The 17,857-nt window shown below is 67.2% G+C and carries 16 protein-coding genes; 10 read left to right on the top strand and 6 right to left on the bottom strand.

The window, feature by feature from the left end; genetic code table 11:
• Positions 1–69: 69 nt before the first annotated feature.
• Complete coding sequence (locus HNP55_RS12355) at positions 70–2,067, bottom strand: DNA topoisomerase IV subunit B (RefSeq protein ID WP_184299651.1); 1,998 nt, start codon at positions 2,065–2,067, stop codon at positions 70–72.
• 21 nt (positions 2,068–2,088) lie between these two features.
• Positions 2,089–3,123, bottom strand: coding sequence for a histone deacetylase family protein (locus HNP55_RS12350; protein ID WP_184299649.1), 1,035 nt, complete (start codon positions 3,121–3,123; stop codon positions 2,089–2,091).
• A gap of 80 nt (positions 3,124–3,203) precedes the next feature.
• Here HNP55_RS12350 and HNP55_RS12345 point away from each other — a divergent pair, with 80 nt between their 5' ends.
• Positions 3,204–4,481, top strand: coding sequence for a hypothetical protein (locus HNP55_RS12345; protein ID WP_184299647.1), 1,278 nt, complete (start codon positions 3,204–3,206; stop codon positions 4,479–4,481).
• Positions 4,482–4,484: 3 nt separating this feature from the next.
• On the opposite strand, the gene HNP55_RS12340 is transcribed toward HNP55_RS12345, so the two are convergent.
• Positions 4,485–5,726, bottom strand: a complete 1,242-nt coding sequence (locus tag HNP55_RS12340; protein ID WP_184299645.1) for an NAD(P)/FAD-dependent oxidoreductase — start codon at positions 5,724–5,726, stop codon at positions 4,485–4,487.
• 126 nt (positions 5,727–5,852) lie between these two features.
• On the opposite strand from HNP55_RS12340, the gene HNP55_RS12335 reads away from it, so the two are divergent.
• The 6 genes from HNP55_RS12335 to HNP55_RS12315 all read left to right on the top strand — a co-directional run bounded on the left by HNP55_RS12335 (position 5,853) and on the right by HNP55_RS12315 (position 10,836).
• On the top strand, positions 5,853–7,070 hold the full coding sequence (locus HNP55_RS12335; RefSeq protein ID WP_184299644.1) for an MFS transporter: 1,218 nt from the start codon (positions 5,853–5,855) through the stop codon (positions 7,068–7,070).
• Positions 7,067–7,189 carry a hypothetical protein gene (locus HNP55_RS24675; RefSeq protein ID WP_281385251.1) on the top strand — a complete coding sequence of 41 codons (123 nt, stop codon included), beginning with the start codon at positions 7,067–7,069 and terminating at the stop codon, positions 7,187–7,189. Before HNP55_RS12335 ends, HNP55_RS24675 begins: the two co-directional genes overlap by 4 nt.
• Entirely contained in the window at positions 7,174–7,743 is a 570-nt protein-coding gene (locus tag HNP55_RS12330; protein ID WP_409993742.1) for a class I SAM-dependent methyltransferase, read from the top strand. Before HNP55_RS24675 ends, HNP55_RS12330 begins: the two co-directional genes overlap by 16 nt.
• A gap of 50 nt (positions 7,744–7,793) precedes the next feature.
• Complete coding sequence (dapA, locus tag HNP55_RS12325; protein ID WP_184299642.1) at positions 7,794–8,675, top strand: 4-hydroxy-tetrahydrodipicolinate synthase; 882 nt, start codon at positions 7,794–7,796, stop codon at positions 8,673–8,675.
• Between the two features lie 143 nt (positions 8,676–8,818).
• Complete coding sequence (gene bamC, locus HNP55_RS12320) at positions 8,819–9,973, top strand: outer membrane protein assembly factor BamC (RefSeq protein WP_184299784.1); 1,155 nt, start codon at positions 8,819–8,821, stop codon at positions 9,971–9,973.
• Between the two features lie 83 nt (positions 9,974–10,056).
• On the top strand, positions 10,057–10,836 hold the full coding sequence (locus HNP55_RS12315; RefSeq protein ID WP_184299640.1) for an MBL fold metallo-hydrolase: 780 nt from the start codon (positions 10,057–10,059) through the stop codon (positions 10,834–10,836).
• 82 nt (positions 10,837–10,918) lie between these two features.
• Here HNP55_RS12315 and HNP55_RS12310 read toward each other — a convergent pair whose 3' ends face one another.
• From HNP55_RS12310 to HNP55_RS12300, 3 genes are all read right to left on the bottom strand, one after another.
• Entirely contained in the window at positions 10,919–11,164 is a 246-nt protein-coding gene (locus HNP55_RS12310) for a hypothetical protein (protein WP_184299638.1), read from the bottom strand.
• 187 nt (positions 11,165–11,351) lie between these two features.
• The gene (locus tag HNP55_RS12305; protein ID WP_184299636.1) at positions 11,352–11,888 is read right to left on the bottom strand and encodes a hypothetical protein; all 537 of its coding nucleotides are present in this window, start codon (positions 11,886–11,888) and stop codon (positions 11,352–11,354) included.
• A gap of 22 nt (positions 11,889–11,910) precedes the next feature.
• Positions 11,911–13,026 (bottom strand): JmjC domain-containing protein, encoded by a 1,116-nt coding sequence (locus tag HNP55_RS12300; protein WP_184299634.1) that lies wholly within the window; start codon positions 13,024–13,026, stop codon positions 11,911–11,913.
• Positions 13,027–13,236: 210 nt separating this feature from the next.
• Here HNP55_RS12300 and HNP55_RS12295 point away from each other — a divergent pair, with 210 nt between their 5' ends.
• From HNP55_RS12295 to HNP55_RS12285, 3 genes are read left to right on the top strand one after another with little or no spacing between them, the layout of a single operon-like run.
• Positions 13,237–14,508: an efflux RND transporter periplasmic adaptor subunit gene (locus tag HNP55_RS12295; protein ID WP_184299632.1), complete on the top strand. Its 1,272-nt coding sequence runs from the start codon at positions 13,237–13,239 to the stop codon at positions 14,506–14,508.
• 53 nt (positions 14,509–14,561) lie between these two features.
• Entirely contained in the window at positions 14,562–15,314 is a 753-nt protein-coding gene (locus tag HNP55_RS12290; RefSeq protein ID WP_184299630.1) for an ABC transporter ATP-binding protein, read from the top strand.
• A complete protein-coding gene (locus tag HNP55_RS12285) occupies positions 15,314–17,776 on the top strand; it encodes an ABC transporter permease (RefSeq protein ID WP_184299628.1) in 2,463 nt (820 codons plus the stop codon). The genes HNP55_RS12290 and HNP55_RS12285 overlap by 1 nt, the downstream gene beginning before the upstream one ends.
• Positions 17,777–17,857: the final 81 nt, after the last annotated feature.

Here is a 17,857-nt window from a genome sequence, read left to right as displayed (position 1 = left end):
GAACCGGCTCTGCCGGGCTGCTGGTCTTGCCCCCTTGAGGGGGAGGCGCGACGCGCTTCGGGGGTGGGCTCATACATCGATCTCTACGGAGTCGCCGTTGATCTCCATCAACTCACGCCGCGAGGCGGCCTCGCCCTTGCCCATCAGCTTGTTGATGGCGATCTCGGTCTGGCCCAGGTCCAGGCGGCCGTAGATGACGGGCGAGAGGCGCCGGGTCTCGGGGTTCAAGGTGGTGTCCCAGAGCTGGGCGGCACTCATCTCGCCCAGGCCTTTGAAGCGGCTGATGCTCCAAGAGCCTTCGCGCGCGCCTTCCTTGCGCAGCTTGTCCAGCGTGGCCGTCAGCTCGCCCTCGTCCAGGGCATAGATCTTGGCGGCCGGCTTCTTGCCGCGCGCCGGCGCATCGACCCGGTACAGCGGCGGCCGCGCCACGTAGATGTGGCCGGCCTCGACCAGCTTGGGGAAATGGCGGAAGAACAGGGTCAGCAGCAGCACCTGGATGTGGGAGCCATCCACATCCGCGTCCGACAGGATGCAGACCTTGCCATAGCGCAGGCCGCTCAGATCGGGCGAGTCGTTCTTGCCATGCGGGTCCACGCCCAGGGCGACGGCGATGTCATGGATTTCGTTGTTAGCAAACAAGCGGTCGCGCTCCACCTCCCAGGTGTTGAGCACCTTGCCGCGCAGCGGCAGGATGGCCTGCGTCTCCTTGTTGCGGCCCATCTTGGCACTGCCGCCGGCCGAGTCGCCCTCGACCAGAAAGACCTCGTTGTGCAGCAGGTCGCGGCTCTCGCAATCGGTCAGCTTGCCCGGCAGCACGGCCACGCCCGAGCCCTTGCGCTTCTCGACCTTCTGCGAGGCGCGCTGGCGGGTCTGCGCCTGCTTGATGACCAGCTCGGCCAGCTTCTTGCCCTGCTCCACATGCTGGTTCAGCCACAACTCCAGGCCGGGCTTGACGTAGGTGGACACCAGGCGCAGCGCGTCGCGGCTGTTCAGCCTCTCCTTGGTCTGGCCCTGGAACTGCGGGTCCAGCACCTTGGCCGAGAGCACAAAGCTGGCGCGCGAGAACACATCGTCCGGCATCAGCTTGACGCCCTTGGGCAAGAGGCTGTGCAGCTCGATAAAACCCTTGATGGCGCCAAAGAGGCCGTCCTTCAAGCCCGACTCATGGGTTCCGCCGGCCACCGTGGGGATCAGGTTGACATAGCTCTCGCGCATGGGCGCGCCTTCCTCGGTGAAGGCCACGCACCAGCCGGCGCCCTCGCCCTCGGCAAAGTTCTCGGTCTCGGCCTTGCTGGCGTATTGCTCGCCCTCGTAGAGCGGGATCAGGGGCTCGGCATTGAGGGTTTGCAGCAGATAGTCGCGCAGGCCGCCTTTGTAGGTCCAGGTCTGCACATCCCCCGTTTTCTCATTCGTCAGCGTGACGACGACGCCGGGCATCAGCACGGCCTTGCTGCGCAGCAGATGGACCAGCTCGTGCTTGGGCAGTTCGGCGCTTTCAAAATACTTGGCATCGGGCCAGACGCGCACCGTCGTGCCCTGCTTGCGGTCGCCACGCTCGGCCTTGCGGGCCGCCACCGGCTCGACCACATCGCCGTTCTCGAACGCCAGCGTGGCCACCTGGCCCTCGCGCCAGACCGTCACCTCCAGGCGCTTGGCCAGGGCATTGGTGACGCTGACGCCCACGCCGTGCAGACCGCCGGAGAAGCTGTAAGCCCCGCCCGAGCCCTTGTCGAACTTGCCGCCCGCGTGCAGGCGGGTGAACACGATCTCCACCACCGGCACGCCCTCTTCGGGGTGCAGGCCGAAGGGGATGCCCCGGCCGTCGTCGGCAATGGTGACCGAGCCGTCGCTGTGCTGGGTCAGGTCGATGCGCTTGCCGAAACCGGCCAAGGCCTCGTCGGCCGCGTTGTCGATGACCTCCTGGATGGTGTGCAGGGGGTTGTCCGTGCGGGTGTACATGCCGGGCCGCTGCTTGACGGGCTCCAGGCCCTTGAGCACGCGGATGGAGGCCTCGCCATAGCTGGACGGGCTGCTGGAGTTGGAAGTTGTCGTTGTCTTGGTCGCCATGGGGCGGGATTCTAGGCGGCGCTAAGTGCTGCTCTCAAAACCTCGCAGCACGGCCAGCACATTGTGGCCAATCGCCTCGGTGGCGTAGCCGCCCTCCTGCAGCCAGAGCGTGGGTGCGCCAAAGCGCCGGATGCGCTGGCCGAGCAAGCTGAACTCCGGCCGGTCCAGCTGGAAGTGCGAGATCGGGTCGCCGCCATAGGTGTCCACGCCCAGGGAGACGATCAGCAGCTCGGGCGCATAGGCTTGCAGGCGCGCCAGGGCGGCGTCCAGGCACGCGAACCAGGCCTCATTGCTGGCGCCGGCGGGCAGGGGGAAATTGGCGTTGAAACCCAGGCCGGCGCCCGCGCCGGTCTCGTCCGCATGGCCCAGGAAGAAGGGGTATTCGGTCAGCGGGTCGCCATGGATGCTGGCGAAAAAGACATCGGCACGTTCGTAAAAACAAGCTTGCGTGCCGTTGCCGTGGTGGTAGTCCACGTCCAGGATGGCGACTCTTTTCAAGCCGCGATCCAGCGCCGCCTGGGCCGCCACGGCCGCGTTGTTGACGAAGCAGTAACCCCCAAAGAAATCGGCGCCCGCATGATGGCCCGGCGGGCGCGTCAGCACATAGGCGCTGCGCTCACCAGCCAGGACGAGATCCAAAGCCGTCAGGCTGCATTGCGCACCCCAGTAGGCGGCCGGCCAGGCACCGGCCGTCAGCGGCGTGCCGCTGTCCATCGAGTACAAGCCCAGGCGAGCCGCAAAGCTGCGCGGCAGCACATCGGCGCGCAGCGTGCGCACCGGCCAGACGGCGGGAAAGGCATCGCCCTCGCCGCCCAGGCCCTGCCACTCGGCCCAAGCACCGCTCAAAAAATCCAGATAAGCAGCGCTATGCACCCGGGCCAGCGGCGCCAAGCCATGATCCTCGGGGGGCAGGATGGGGCCTAGCTCGGCGGCCTGCAGCGCCTGCAAAACGTAGTAGGCGCGGGCCGGAATCTCAAACGCCGGCACCAACTGCCCGCGAAAAAACTCGTGCCTGGCGGCGTGCTGACCGTGCCTGTCGTTGTAAACCGTTTTCAAGCCTTGGCTCCTCGCTGTTCTGGGGCGGAACCATCTTCGCACGGGGGCCGCCCGGCAAACCCGGCTAGCATGGGCAGGCTATGAAAGTTCCCCGCATCCTTCCCTTCTCACTCGGCCTGAGCCTGCTGCTCGCCACGGTCCCGGCCGCCGCCAATCCCGAACCCGAGACGCCTTACTTCAAGGCCAGCGCCGCGCTGAGCATGGAGCTGAAAAACGCCCAATGGTTCGATGGCAAGGGCTTGCAGCGCGGCACGCTCTACGTCAAGGACGGCCGCTTCACCGACCAACGCATCAAAAAAGCCCAGCGTCAGATGGACCTGAAGGGCCAGTTCCTGATCCCGCCCCTGGCCGATGCCCACAACCACAATCTGCAGACCTTGTGGGGCTTTGCGCGCTATGCGCCCAGCTATCTGCGCGACGGCGTCTTCTACACCGCCCAGCAATGCGGCGAGCCCAAGGCGGTGGCCGAGATGCGGCCCATCGCCGCCCAGGCCGCCTCGCCCGAGGTCTTGTTCAACAGCGCCTGCATCACCGCCAGCGAAGGCCAGCCCCTGGCCCAGTTGCTGGGCGACGACCCCAAGCTGCGCGCCGAGGACTTCATCGACAAGGCCGTGCTGGTGATGGACACGCTGCAGGACCTCAATCAAAAGTGGCCGCTGGTCGGGCCGCGCAAAAGCGACTCCATCAAGCTGATGATCAGCCGCTCGGAAAGCCCCGAGCTGCGCAGCGAGCCCAAGCAGCACGGCCGCCTGGGGCTGAGGCCCGAGCTGGTGGGGGCTATCGTCAAGCGCGCCCACCAGGATGGCTACAAGGTCATCGCCCAGGCCGACACCGCCGCCGACTTCGCCCTGGCCACCCAGAGCGGGGTGGACTGGGTGGCCCGCCTGCCGGGCCTCCATTTCTTCGAGGGCACGACGGCCGAGCGCTACCGCATCAGCCCCGAGGCGGCGGCCGAGGCGGCCAAAAAGAAGCTCAGCGTCATCACCGCCATCTCGGGCAGCAAGCTCTTCCCCATGCCGGCCGAGACCCTGGCCGCCGTGCGCCAGCTGCAGGCCGAGAATCTGCGCCGCCTGCTGGAGGCCAAGGTGCCGCTGCTGCTGGGCTCCGACCTCTACAACGGCACGGCGCTGAGCGAGCTGCGCACCTTGGACGCCCTGGGCCTGCTGGACCGCAGCCAGCTGCTGCGCCTGGCCACGGTGGACACGCCGCGCGCCCTCTTCCCCAAGCGCAAGATCGCCTGTTTTGACAATGGCTGCGAGGCCAGCTTTCTGCTGCTCAAGAGCAATCCCTTGCAAGGACTGGAGGCCTTGGAGCGCATCCAGCTGCGGGTCAAGCAAGGGCGGGTGCTGAGCCAGTAGTCCTTAACCCAGCAGCAGGCGCTTGACACCGCGCCAGCTCAGCAAGGAGCCCGGCATACGGGTCTCGTTCAAGATACCGGCCATGGACTGGATCAGGCGCGGGCTCTTGCCGGCGCGCCAGATCACCAGATCGACCAGGCGGGGATAGCGGTTGAAGCTGGTCGCCTTGCGGTACATCTGAAAGCGTGGGCGCAGCAGCTCCAGGCGGGCGGCGTAGGCTTGCAGCAGCTCGGCGTCCGGCTGGCCCTGCAGCAAGACCTCGGCGGCATGTATGCCCGTCTCCATCGCCTTGCCTATGCCCTCGCCGGTGAAGGCATAAGTGCTGCCAATCGCCTCGCCGGTGGCCAGCAGGCCGGGCCGACCCAGGGCCGCGCCGTCCAGATTGCAGCGCAGCGGCGCACCCTTCAGCTCGCCCAGGCTGCGCCCCTCCTGGACCAGCTTGCGGGCCAGAGGATGGATGGCACAGAACTCGGCGAACAAATGGCGCAGATTGAGGTTTTTCATGCCGCGTTGCCCCCGCTCATCCTCCACATTATGGGAATCGAGAATCGCCACGCCCACATTGAAAACGCCCGCGCCCACCGGGAATATCCAGCCATAGCCGTGGCTGATGCGGGGGTGCCAGACAAAGTTCAGCTGACTCAGCTCGGCCTCCAGACCCGGCAGCTCAAAATAGCCCCGCAAGGCAATGCTGCTGGGTGAGCGCCGATGCGCCAGGTCGGCGCCTTGCAGGGGCGGCGCGGCCGCCCCCGTGGCCAAAACCACCCAGCGAGCGCGCAACTCGCAGCGCTGCTCGCCGCTGCTGAGCTCGGCGCCCATCACCCGACCCTGCTCATCCTGCAGCACCGACACGAAGCGCAGCGGTGCGAACATGCGCGCCCCGGCGTTGACGGCAGCGCGGCAGAGGATTTCGTCCAGCAGCCGGCGCGGCAGCACCGCCATCTCGCCCGGCACCTCGACGGCCCCGCCGCTGGGGCCTATGCAGCGCGCATGGCTGACCTTCTGCGCCCGAGCCATAACCGTCTCCCGCAGGCCCAGGCGCTGGAGCGCGGCCAAGGCATCGGGCACCAGGCCGTCGCCGCAGGTTTTCTCGCGCGGAAAAGCCTGGGCATCGACCAACACCACATCGCGACCCGCCAGGGCCAGCATGCGCGCACAGGCGCTGCCCGCAGGGCCTGCACCGATGACCAGAAACTCGCATTGGGTGGGTAGCTCGCTGGCGGGGCGGTTGAGTTCTTGAGGCATCGGTCTCGAACGGGCGGTGCTTGAGGTGGCCGCATTGTGCAAGCGCAAGGCGGGCCCGCATCCCCCATCAAACCCTAGATCACCTGCGGGACAGCCGGGTCTTGCATTTCTGGCTAGAGTCCGCCCATGACTGCCCCCGCCCTCCCCCCACGCTTGTCCATGCGCCAGGTGCTGCTCTGCGGCGCCCTGATCGTGACCCTGTCCATGGGCATACGCCACGGCTTCGGCCTGTGGCTGCAGCCCATCACCCTGGAACGCGGCTGGACCCGCGAGACCTTTGCCTTCGCCCTGGCGATACAGAACCTGGCCTGGGGCCTGGCCGGGCCTTTCACCGGCATGCTGGCCGACCGCTACGGCCCTTTCCGCGTGCTGCTGGCCGGTGGCGCGCTCTATGCCCTGGGCCTGGTGCTGATGGCGCTGTCGACCTCGGGCCTGGCCTTCACCGGCAGCGCCGGCCTGCTGATAGGCATCGCCCAGTCGGGCACGACTTACGCGGTGATCTACGGCGTCATCGGCCGCAATGTGGCGCCCGAGAAGCGCTCCTGGGCCATGGGCGTGGCGGCGGCGGCGGGCAGCTTCGGGCAGTTCCTGATGGTGCCGGTGGAGAACTGGCTGATCGGCCACACGGGCTGGCAAAACGCTCTTTTCATCCTGGCCTGTGCAGCGCTCATCATCCTGCCGCTGGCCCTGGGCCTGCGCGAACCCAAGGGTGCGCAAGCCGCCCACGGCCAGCAGCAAAGCATTGCCCAGGCGCTGCGCGAGGCCTTTGGCTACCGCAGCTTCCAGCTGCTGATGCTGGGCTATTTCGTCTGCGGCTTCCAGGTCGTCTTCATCGGCGTGCACATGCCCAGTTATCTGAAGGACCATGGCTTCAGCCCCCAGATCGCCACCTATTCACTGGCCCTGATCGGGCTCTTCAATGTGTTTGGCACTTACGCGGCCGGCTCGCTGGGCCAGCGCTTCCCCAAGCGCTACATCCTCTCGGCCATCTACGCCCTGCGCTCCATCGCCATCGTGATCTTTCTGAGCCTGCCGCTGACGCCGGCCTCCATCTACCTCTTTTCGGCCGTGATGGGCGTGCTGTGGCTGTCCACCGTGCCGCCCACCAATGCGGTGCTGGCGCAGATCTTCGGCGTGCAACACATGTCCATGCTGGGCGGTTTTGTCTTCCTCAGCCACCAGATCGGCAGCTTTCTGGGCGTCTGGCTGGGTGGCAAGCTCTACGACCTGAGCGGCAGCTACGATGGGGTCTGGTGGCTGGCCGTCGGGCTTGGCGTGATGGCCGCGCTGGTGAATCTGCCGGTGCGCGAGAGCGCCATCCCGCGCGGCGCCGTGGCGGCATGAAAATACGCCCCGCATTGCTGCGGCTGCTGGCCCTGGTGGCGCTGGGCCTGGTCTTCCTGGCCTATTTCCAGCCCAGCTTGATGCAGGGCTTGTCCGAACAAATCTGGGCCTGTTTCTGAACACAAATCTTGTTGTTTCCTCCTGGCTGCTGCGCTGGCAGCAAGCCTGCCGCCCCGGTGCCACGGCCCTGGACCTGGCCTGCGGCAGCGGCCGCCATCTGCGCCATCTGGCCGGGCTGGGCCTGCGCGTCACGGGGGTGGACCGCGACGCGGCCGCCCTCGCGCCGCTGCGCCAAGAGCTCAAAGAGGCCGAAATCATCCAGGCCGATATCGAGGCCGGGCCCTGGCCGCTGGCCGGGCGGGCTTTCGATCTGGTGCTGGTCAGCAACTACCTCTGGCGGCCCCTGCTGCCGCAGATCATGGCGGCGGTCGCCCCGGGCGGCTGGCTGATCTACGAAACCTTTGCCGATGGCCAGCAAAGCATAGGCCGGCCGGCGCGGGCCGAATTCCTGCTGCAGCCGGGCGAGCTGCTGCAGGCCTGCCAGGGCCTGCGGGTGATCGGCTACGAGGATGGTTTTGACAGCGTCAACGGCCGCTATGTCCAGCGCGTTGCCGCTGTTCGCTCCCCATCCACCGAAAACGGGGTTTTCCAGCGTTATGCCTTGCCCGGCTGAGAAAGCGCTGTGCGGCTGAGTAGAATCGCTCGATTAATAGGAATTGCTCAATGAACGGACTTGTTGGCAGCATCGTCGCTCTCGTGACCCCGATGCTTGAAGATGGCAGCGTTGATTACCCCACCCTGCGCAAGCTGATCGACTGGCATATCGCCGAAGGCACCGATGTCATCGGCGTGGTCGGCACCACCGGTGAGTCGCCCACCGTCAGCATGGAAGAAAACCGCGAGATCATCCGCGCGGCCGTGCTGCATGCCAAGGGCCGCGTGCCCATCATGGCCGGCACCGGCGCCAATTCCACCGCCGAAGCCATCGAGCTGAGCCGTTATGCCAAGGAAGTCGGCGCGGACTGCACGCTCTCCGTCGTACCCTATTACAACAAGCCCTCGCAAGAAGGCATTTACCAGCATTACAAGGCCATCGCCGAGGCGGTAGACATCCCCATGATGCTCTACAACGTGCCCGGCCGCACCGTCGCCGATATGCTGCCCGAGACGGCGCTGCGCTGCGCCGCCCTGCCCGGCGTGTTCGGCGTCAAGGAAGCCACCGGCAATATCGAGCGCGCGGCCTACCTGATCAAGCATGCGCCCGAGCACTTCAAGATCTACTCCGGCGACGACGGCACGGCCATCGCCCTGATGCTGCTGGGCGGCGCGGGCAATGTCAGCGTGACGGCCAATGTGGCCCCGCGCGCCATGCACGAGCTGTGCAAGGCGGCCCTGGCCGGCAATATCGCCGAGGCCCGCCGCATCCACTTCCAACTGCTGGGCCTGCACAAGCATCTGTTCTGTGAACCCAGCCCGGCACCGGCCAAATGGGCCTTGTCGCGCCTGGGCCGCATCGAACCCCATCTGCGCCTGCCCATCACCGGCCTGACGCCTGCCGGCCAGGCCCTGGTCGAACAAGCGATGACGGACGCAGGCCTGCTCTAATCGCCCCATTTTGATAGCCGCCGCGCATGTGCAAGCCATGAGTTCACATGCAGGCGCAACCTTGACCTCCGGAGATGTCTAGCGTGACTCGTTCCTCAATTGCTTCTTCCAAGACCCGCCCGGTGTCCTTGGCCTGTCTGCTGATGGTGGGCGCGCTGGCCGCCGGTTGCTCCTCGCTGGACAATGTGATCTCCACCGACAAGGTGGACTACCGCAGCGGCGCCAAGCAGACCACCGGCCTGGACGTGCCGCCCGATCTGAGCCAACTGGCCCGCGACGGCCGCGCCCAGCAGCAAGGCGGCGTGGTCAGCGCCGCCACCTTCCAGCAGAACAATGCAGCAGCCAAGGCCAATGCCCAGGCCAGCAGCGCGGCTCCGGCCAATACCGTGGCCCTGAACGCCGCCGGCAATGTGCGCCTGGAGCGCAATGGCAGCGAGCGCTTTCTGCGCGTGGACCTGCCGCCCGAGCAACTGTGGCCACAGGTGCGCGAGTTCTGGATCGAACGCGGCTTCGAGATCGCCAAAGAGCAGGCCGATATCGGCCTGATCGAAACCAACTGGAACGAGAACCGCGCCAAGCTGCCGCAAGACATCATCCGCTCCACCATAGGCCGGGTGTTTGACGGCCTCTACTCCAGCGGCGAGCGCGATATGTACCGCAGCCGCATCGAGCGCGTGGCCGGCGGCACCGAGATCCATATCTCGCACAAAGGCGTGCAAGAGGTTTACACCAGCCAGCAAAAAGACAGCACGGCCTGGCAGCCCCGCCCCAGCGACCCCATGCTGGAAGGTGAGATGCTCTCACGCCTGATGCTCAAGCTGGGCGCCAAGGAAGAGGCCGCCAAGGCCGCGCTGCAGGCGGCCGCCAGCCAGCCGGCCGCTGTCGCAACAGGCGGGGCCGTGGCCACCGCCGGCGCGGCCGCCGTGGCCAGCAAACCGCAAAGCCGCAGCCTGGCCGAGGTGCCGGACGAATTGCAGGTGGCCGAAGGCTTCGAGCGTGCCTGGCGCCGTGTCGGCCAGTCGCTGGACCGCCATGGCTTCACCGTGGAAGACCGTGACCGCAAGCAAGGCCTGTTCTATCTGCGCTATGCCGACCCCAACCAGGCCGGCAAGGAAGAGCCCAATTTCTTCCAGAAGCTCTTCAGCAAGGATGAGGGCCCGACCAAGGTGCGCTACCGGGTGATGGTCAAGTCCGAAGGCGAGCGCAGCACCGTCTCGGTGCTGGACGACAAGGGCCAGAAGCAAACCAACGAAATCGCCAAGCGCATTCTCAATCTGCTGATGGACGATCTGCGTTGATCTGAATCGTTCAGAGGCAAGAACACGCCACCGCCTCCGGGCCGGTGGCGTTTTTCATTCAAGACAGCGGACGGAAAAACCCCATGCGTTTTTGCAGCCTGGGCAGCGGCAGTGGCGGCAATGCCACGCTGATCGAGGCCAGCCAGGGCATCACCAGCACCCAGCTGCTGCTGGACTGCGGCTTCAGCCTGCGCGAGCTCGGCAAGCGCCTGCAGCGCGCCGGCAGCTCGCCCGAGCAGCTCGGCGCCGTCTTCATCACGCACGAGCATGGCGACCATGTGGGCTGCGTGCTCAATCTCTGCCAGCGCTTTCAAATACCGCTATGGACCAGCCGCGGCACCTGGAAGGCCATAGGCCACGAGGACTTCGACCCCAGGCTGCTGCACCTGGTCCGCGACGGCGACTTCATCGACCTGGGCGATCTGGCCCTGCAGCCCTTTGCCGTGCCGCACGACGCCCGCGAACCCCTGCATCTACGCTGCCACGATGGCCTGCACCATCTGGGCCTGCTGACCGATCTGGGCTGCGCCACGCCCTCGGTCATTGAAGCCCTGCAGGGCTGCCATGCCCTGCTGCTGGAATGCAATCACGACGAGGACTTGCTGCGCAACTCCAGCTATCCCGCCAGCCTCAAACGCCGCATCCTGGGCAGCCACGGCCATTTGTGCAACCAGCACTCGGCCGACTTGCTGCGCCAGTGCCTGCATGCCGAATTGGGTGTGGTGGTGGCCGCCCATCTGAGCGAGCGCAACAACCGCCCCGAGCTGGCCGCACAGGCCTTGGCCGCGGCCCTGGATCGCCGGATCGAGGACATCCCGGTGGCCAGCCAAAGCCTGGGAACCGACTGGTTCTCACTGCGCTAAACCACAGGCGAGAAAACAGCAGACGTAAAAAAACCGCCTGGTTCGCACCGGGCGGTTCTTTCAGAGAATCGAAAAGATTCGATTACTTCTTGATGGCGTCAACAGCCGAAGCAGCTGCGTCAGCAGCAGCAGCGCCGACAGCCGAAGCTGCGTCGGCAGCGCCGGTGGCCACTGCGGAAGCGGCAGCCGAAGCAGCCGAGTCAACAGCGCTGGCGGCAGCCGAAGCGGCTTCAGCGACGGGAGCCACAACAGCGGCTTCTTCCTTCTTGCCGCAAGCGGTCAGGGCAACAGCAGCCAACAGGGTAGCCAACAGGATCGACTTGTTCATACTTGTCCTCAAAATTCGTTTAAACGACGATGCAATTACCGGTAATTTTTTGAAGCATCACAACAGTTTCAAATCCCGGGAAACTCCCCAAACCTGACTTTTTGCGAACCTCGACGTCTTAAGACGAGGAAACCTCGAGCGCTTCCACCGCCTAGTCAATAAGTATAACCGGTGATTTTGTCCAGCCTTATAGACCCAATGTCGTGCTAGCAAATGATTCGTAAGACCGTTGCAAGCTTGCATCAATCTGTTCGCGCAGCGACACAGCATCGAGCGGGCTCAAGGACAAAACCCCACGCCAATGCAGTTTGTCCAGCAGGCGCAGGCTGAGGGTGGCCGAGCGCCCCTTGGCCCACAGCAAGGCCTCGGGCGCGCCCTGGCCCAAGGGCTGCCAATCCTCGTCAAAAGCACGCGCTTGCACGCAGTGGCCGTAGCGGCCGCGCCACTGCACAAAGCGTGGGTGGCGGCGGCGCAAGTCCTCGTACTGCCGGGCCAGCAAGAGCAGGCGCCGGCCAGGCTTGGCCCAGGCCTGCAGATCGGCCAGCAAGGCGGGCTCGGACAAGGGCCAGTCGACAAAGCTCGCATCCATGCAGCGCAGATCCCGGCAGTCTTGCGCCAGGGCCCAGGCCAGGGCTTGGCCGATGGCAGCGGCAAAGGCCTGGCGGCCCTCAAACACGCCCAGGCTCAAGCCGGGCGGACAGCATGCGTCAGGTTCTGGCGCCATGGCTGCAAGCCCCCTCAAGCCCTCAGTCGGCCAGCCGGACCCAGCCGTCCTCGGCCCACTGGTCCAGCAAGTCCCGCGCGCCTTCGGACAGTTGCGCCACCTGCTTGGCCGTCAGCGCCCTGTGGTCGGCGAACTCGCGCATCAGCTTGGCATCGCGGCCGGCGGCGCGGAAGGACTCGCCGTTGATGAAGATATGGGCGGCGTCGTACAGCATGCGGCTGCGGCGGTCCAGCACGGCCGCGCGGCCGGCCGGCAGCGGCAGGCCGGCGTCGAACCAGACATGGGGCTTGGGCTCGGTCATCGCCTCGCCCAGGGCCCGCTCCAGCGCCAGCGGCTCACGCAGGGCGCGCTCGGCGGCATCGCGGGCAAAGTCCAGCAATTGCTGCGGCATCAGGCCCGGCGTGGTGGTGGCCGGCTGCCTGGGGTCGGCATACATTTTGTTGACGTAATGCCTGTCCTCGTCGTCCATCAGACGGCTCAGCAAGTCCTTGGCCAGCTCGGCGCGCCAGGGCGTGCGGAAGCCCACTGAGCAAGTCATGCATTCGCCAATGGCCACGCCGTCGTGCGCCCAGCCCGGCGGCAGATACAACATATCGCCCGGCTCCAGCACATGCTCCCGCTCAGGTTCGAAGTTAGCGATGATCTTCAGCGGCACATCGTCGCGCAGCTGGGCGTTCTTCTGCTGGCCGATGCGCCAGCGGCGCTGGCCATGGACCTGGATCAGGAAGACGTCGTAAGAATCGAAATGCGGGCCCACGCCGCCGCCATCGCTGGCGTAGGAAATCATCAAATCATCCAGCCGCGCCTCGGGCACGAAGCGGAACTGGCTGAGCAGCTCGTAAGCCGCCGGCACATGCTGCTCCAGGCCCTGGACCAGCAGGGTCCAGCCCGGTTTTGAAAAAGGCGGCAGTTTGGCAATCGGGCCTTTGCGCAAGGCCCAGCGGCCATCAAAAGCGCTGACCAGGCGCGACTCCGCGTCCTCGCTGGCGGCCAGGGCAGCGAGCTCGCTGCGCGAGGCCGGCGGACGTATGCCCGGCAAGGCCTGGCGCACCAGCAAGGGCTTTTTCTGCCAGTGGCTGCGCATGAATTGTTCGGGGCTGAGGCCGCCCAGCAGCGGCAGTTTTGCAGTGATGTCCATGGCCGGCATTGTCGCCTGCTCCTCCGTTCCGAAATCGGGACGATTTGCGCCCGCAGGTCCCGATTCCGCAATTCCTGGCCCTTGCTTGCGCCGGATCAATCCCGCGTCTCAGGGTCAGCGCCCGCTGAAATCAAGCACTTGGTGGCATTCATGCCCGCTGGCACGAGTCCTGCAATGCAAGCGGCAAAGACTCCGCCAAACCCGCCTCCCATGGACATTCAACGTGCCCTCACACCCCTGCAGCGCCTGCGTCGGCAAGGCTCTCGCCTGGGTCTGGCCGCCCTGCTGCTGGGCCTGCTGGCCGGCCTGCTCGCGCTGCGCCTGCAGGCCAGGCCTAGCGAGTTGACGGTGAGCCGCCAAGGCGTGCTGCTGGCCGCGGTCGAACAAGGGCCGCTGCAGCTGGACGTGCGCGCCGCCGGCCTGCTGCTGCCCAGCCAACAGCGCTGGATTGCGGCGCAGAGCGAGGGCCGGGTCGAGCGGGTCGAGGTGCAGGCGGGCACGGCGGTGCGCAAGGGTCAGGTCTTGCTACAGCTCAGCAATCCGCAGCTGCAGCAGGCCTTGCAGGAAATCCACGGCCAGTGGGTGCAGGCCCGGGCCGAGATGAGTGCCACCCAACTGAGCCTGGAAAGCCAGGCCCTGAACCAGCGCGCCGCCACCCAGCGCGCCGAGTTCGCCCTGCGCAGCGCCGAGCTGCAGTGGGAGGCGGATCAGGAGTTGCTGAAGGACGGCATGGTGTCCAAGCTGGCCTTCGAGCGCAGCCGCTTCGCGCTTGAACAAGCCCGCCAGACCCTGCAGCTGGAACTTGAGCAACTGAGCCGGCAGCGCGCCGCCATGCAGGCCCAGCTGGAGGCCAAGCGCGCGGCCCTGAGCCGCTGGCAGCAAAGCCAGCAAAGAGCGCAGGACTTGCTGGACGCGCTCAGCGTGCGGGCGCCGGACGAAGGCGTGGTGCAGGAGCTCAATCTGCAGCCCGGCCAAAGCGTGGCGGCCGGCGCCAATCTGGCCAAGCTGGCGCGGGCCGGCGCCCTCTACGCCCAGTTGCAGGTGCAGGAGGCCCAGGCCCGCGATATCGCCCTGGGCCAGGCCGCCCGGCTCGATCTGCGCAGCGGCGGCAGCGACGGCCAGCTCAGCGGCCGGGTCAGCCGCGTCGCGGCCAAGGTCAGCAATGGCGTGGTGCTGGTGGACGTCGAGCCCAGCGGCGCGCTGCCGCGCGGCGCCCGGCCCGATCTGGGCGTGGACGGCGTCATCACCCTCAGCCGCCTGGACAACACCTTGCAGCTGCAACGCCCCGTCTTCAGCCAGGCCCTGAGCAGCGGCAGCGTCTTCCGCCTGGGCGCGGACGGCGTGCTGGAGCGGGTGCCGGTGCAGTTCGGCCCCGCCTCGGTGGGCCGGATCGCCCTGCTGTCGGGCCTGCGCCTGGGCGATCAGGTGGTGGTCTCGGACACCAGCGCCTGGCGCGAAGCGCAGCGTGTGCGCCTGCGCTGAACCCCCGACCCCCCTAACTTTCAACCTATATTGACCCACCCGAGGAGATGTGCATGAGTAGCCAGAACAGCGACCCCATCCTGATCCGCCTGCAAGGCATACAAAAAAGCTTTCTCAGCGATGAGCTGGAAACCCGCGCGCTGGACGAGATCCAGCTGCAGATACGCCGCGGCGAGTTCCTGGCCGTCAGCGGCCCCTCGGGCTGCGGCAAGTCCAGCCTGCTGGCCATTCTGGGCCTGCTGGACAGCCCCAGCGCCGGCAGCTATGAGCTGGACGGCCAGCGGGTCGAGCGCCTGGACAATCGCGCCCGCGCCCTGCTGCGCAATCGCAGCATCGGCTTTGTGTTCCAGGCCTTCAATCTGATTGCCGAGCTGACGGTGGAGGAGAACGTCGCCCTGCCGCTGAGCTACCGCAAGGAGATGAGCCGCGCCCAGCGCCGCAGCCGCGTGGCCGAGGTGCTGGCCCAGGTGGACATGAGCCACCGCGCCCGCCACTACCCCAACCAGCTCTCCGGCGGCCAACAGCAGCGGGTGGCGATTGCCCGCGCCCTGGTGGGCCGGCCCAGCCTGATCCTGGCCGACGAGCCCACCGGCAATCTGGACTCCCGCAATGCCGAACTGGTGATGCAGCTGCTGAAGGACGTGCATGCCGCCGGCGCCACGCTCTGCATGGTCACCCACGAGCCGCGCTTTGCCGCCATGGCCCAGCGCAGCATCAGCCTCTACGACGGCCATATCGTCGCCGACCTGCCCACGGCGGACCGGGCCGCGCCGCAAATGAGCGGCCAGGCGGCCGAGGTGATCTGATGCGCGACGACCTGCAACACGCCTTGCGCGCCCTGCTGCGCGCCCCCGGCTTCAGCTTGCTCAGCCTGCTGAGCCTGATCTGCGGCCTGGGCTTCGCCATCTACAGCGCCGCCATCTACTTCAGCTTCATGGACGGCCACATCCCCTTCCCCGAGCCGGAACGCCTGCGCGCCGTCGAGGCCACCCGCGAGGCCGAGCGCACCCAGGCCAATAGCGTGCATTACCTGGACTACCTGGAATACGCCGGCACGGCCAGCGACCGCGGCTGGGAAGCCTTGCACGCCTTGCAGACCGCCACCATCACCCTGGGCGGCAGCCGCAACTACCCGGCCAATTTCAACGCCGCCTATCTGCCTGCGGGCCTGTGGCCCTGGCTGGGCGAGGCCGCCCGGCCCCAGCTCGGCCGCCAGCTGCAGGCCAGCGACGAGCAGGCCGGCGCCGCGCCCGTGGTGGTCATCGGTGCCGAGGTCTGGCGCAATTTCCTGGCCGCCGATCCCAAGGTGATTGGCAGCCACATCTTGGTCAACGGGGTGGACACCGAGATCGTCGGCGTGCTGCCCGCGGCCCTGCGCTTCCCCATGACTCAGCAGGTCTGGCTGCCCTTTCGCCCACCCACCGGAACGCTCAGCCGCGGCCCAGGCCTGAGCATGGGCACAGCTCAGCATGTGATGGTGCTGGGGCGGCTGAAAGCCGGGGTCAGCCCCGCCGAGGCACAGGCCGGCTTGGACCAGGTCGCCGCCCGGCTGGCGCAGAGCTTTCCGGCCAATAACAAGCCGGTTGGCGCCATCGCCCTGCCCTATGCCGCCTGGGGCATGCCCGATCTGGAACTCATCTCTCTGGGCCTGAGCACGGCGGCGGCCCTGCTGCTGAGCCTGGTCTGCATCAACACCGGCAATCTGCTGCTGGCCCGGGCCAATGAACGCCGCCAGGAAATCGCCGTGCGCGCCGCCCTGGGCGCCCCCAGGGCGCGGCTGATCTGGCGCCTCTTGCTGGAGGCCTTGCTGCTGTGCGCTGCGGCGGGCTTGATCGGCCTCTTCTTCGCCGCCTGGGCGCTGAATGCGACGCAGCAGGCCGTGTCCGCCACGGCCGATGGCCGCATGCCCTTCTGGATCCAGATCCAGCTCAGCCCGGCCGCCGTGGCCTGCGGCCTGGGCCTGTGCTTGGCCGTCGCCCTGCTGACCGCCTGGCTGCCGGCCTGGCGGGCTTCGGCGCTCGATGTGGCCGCCGTGCTGCGCGATGGCCGCGGCGGCAATAGCCGCCAGGCCGGCCGCGCCAGCCGCGCCCTGGTCTTGCTGCAAATCGCTCTGTCCAGCCTGCTGCTGCTGCTCTCCGGCGTGCAAAGCGTGCAGCTGGAGCAGCGCCTGAACGGCGGCACTGGCGCGCGCAGCCACGAGGTGATGACGGCCCAGCTCAGGCCGCGCTTGGCCCTCTATCGCGGGCCCGCGGCCGAGCCGGCGCTGGGCCAGCTATGGGCGCGGCTGGAAGCCGCCCTGCGTGAACAGCTGGACGGGCAGGCCGGCGGCGTGGCGCTGGCCACCAGCCTGCCCGGCGGCGGCATGCGCTCCACCGAGGAGGTCATGGCCGAGGGCCAGCAGATCAACGAGGAGCGCTACCCCGTGTCGGGCGACTACAGCGTCAACAGCGGCTATTTCAAGACCCTGGAAGTGCCCTTGCTCGCGGGCCGCGAATTCAGCAGCACCGACCGCAGCGAGGGCCTCAAGGTGGCGGTGGTCAACGCCAATTTCGCGGCGCAGTTCTGGCCCGGCCTTAACCTGCATGCGGTGCTGGGCAAGCGCGTCAAGCTGGACCCAAAAAACCCCAAGAGCGAATGGCTGACCGTGGTGGGCGTCTGCGCGCATCTGCTGCAGGGCCCCAACACCCCGAGCAGCCTGCAGGCCGCCAACCTCTATCGGCCCCTCAGCCAGGCCCCCTCGCCGGACATCAATATCGGCCTGGTCGGTGTGAGCGACACGCCGGCCAGCCGGGAGCTGCTGGCCCGCGCCGTGGCCAAGGCCGACCCCGCCCTGGCCCTGGAGCGGGTCTATAGCGCGGAGGAGCGCCAACGCATCGCCTACGGCGGCGAGGAGGTGAGGTCGGCCCTGAGCCTGATCCTGGGCCTGATGACCATGAGCCTGGCCGTCAGCGGCATCTACGGCGTCACCAGCCGGGCGGTGCAGCTGCGCGGCCTGGAAATCGCCGTGCGCCGCGCGGTCGGCGCCAGCGATGGCCAGATGATGGGCCTGCTGATGGCGCAAGCCCTGCGCCTGCTGCTCTGCGCCCTGCCGCTGGGCTTGCTGGCCGGGGCCTTGATCCTGAACCAGGACGCCGCCTCCGCGGCCCTGCTGGCCGGGGGCGTGGGCGGGGTGAGCGTGCTGATCGGCGGCCTCGTCTTGTTCTCCACCTGGCTGCCGGCCCGCCAGGCCCTGCGCCGCCTGCCCAGCGCGGCATTGAACAGTGCCTGAAGGCCGGGGCCCAAAACAAAACCAGGGCCGGGCCGGGCGAGAATGGCCCGGCCTTTTCCTTCCCCACAATGACTCGATACT

This window comes from Roseateles oligotrophus (genome assembly GCF_014204525.1).
Classification (GTDB): domain Bacteria; phylum Pseudomonadota; class Gammaproteobacteria; order Burkholderiales; family Burkholderiaceae_C; genus Paucibacter_A; species Paucibacter_A oligotrophus_A.
This window is presented reverse-complemented; position numbering and strand designations above follow the sequence as displayed.

Bases quoted from the DNA above. Each gene is read 5' to 3' on its own strand.
- HNP55_RS12345 (WP_184299647.1), top strand. From the start codon at position 3,204: ATGAAAGTTCCCCGCATCCTTCCCTTCTCACTCGGCCTGAGCCTGCTG.
- dapA (WP_184299642.1), top strand. From the start codon at position 7,794: ATGAACGGACTTGTTGGCAGCATCGTCGCTCTCGTGACCCCGATGCTT.
- HNP55_RS12335 (WP_184299644.1), top strand. From the start codon at position 5,853: ATGACTGCCCCCGCCCTCCCCCCACGCTTGTCCATGCGCCAGGTGCTG.
- HNP55_RS12290 (WP_184299630.1), top strand. From the start codon at position 14,562: ATGAGTAGCCAGAACAGCGACCCCATCCTGATCCGCCTGCAAGGCATA.
- HNP55_RS12355 (WP_184299651.1), bottom strand. From the start codon at position 2,067: ATGGCGACCAAGACAACGACAACTTCCAACTCCAGCAGCCCGTCCAGC.
- HNP55_RS12305 (WP_184299636.1), bottom strand. From the start codon at position 11,888: ATGGCGCCAGAACCTGACGCATGCTGTCCGCCCGGCTTGAGCCTGGGC.
- HNP55_RS12340 (WP_184299645.1), bottom strand. From the start codon at position 5,726: ATGCCTCAAGAACTCAACCGCCCCGCCAGCGAGCTACCCACCCAATGC.
- HNP55_RS12300 (WP_184299634.1), bottom strand. From the start codon at position 13,026: ATGGACATCACTGCAAAACTGCCGCTGCTGGGCGGCCTCAGCCCCGAA.
- HNP55_RS12295 (WP_184299632.1), top strand. From the start codon at position 13,237: ATGGACATTCAACGTGCCCTCACACCCCTGCAGCGCCTGCGTCGGCAA.
- HNP55_RS12315 (WP_184299640.1), top strand. From the start codon at position 10,057: ATGCGTTTTTGCAGCCTGGGCAGCGGCAGTGGCGGCAATGCCACGCTG.
- HNP55_RS12285 (WP_184299628.1), top strand. From the start codon at position 15,314: ATGCGCGACGACCTGCAACACGCCTTGCGCGCCCTGCTGCGCGCCCCC.
- HNP55_RS12310 (WP_184299638.1), bottom strand. From the start codon at position 11,164: ATGAACAAGTCGATCCTGTTGGCTACCCTGTTGGCTGCTGTTGCCCTG.
- HNP55_RS24675 (WP_281385251.1), top strand. From the start codon at position 7,067: ATGAAAATACGCCCCGCATTGCTGCGGCTGCTGGCCCTGGTGGCGCTG.
- bamC (WP_184299784.1), top strand. From the start codon at position 8,819: ATGGTGGGCGCGCTGGCCGCCGGTTGCTCCTCGCTGGACAATGTGATC.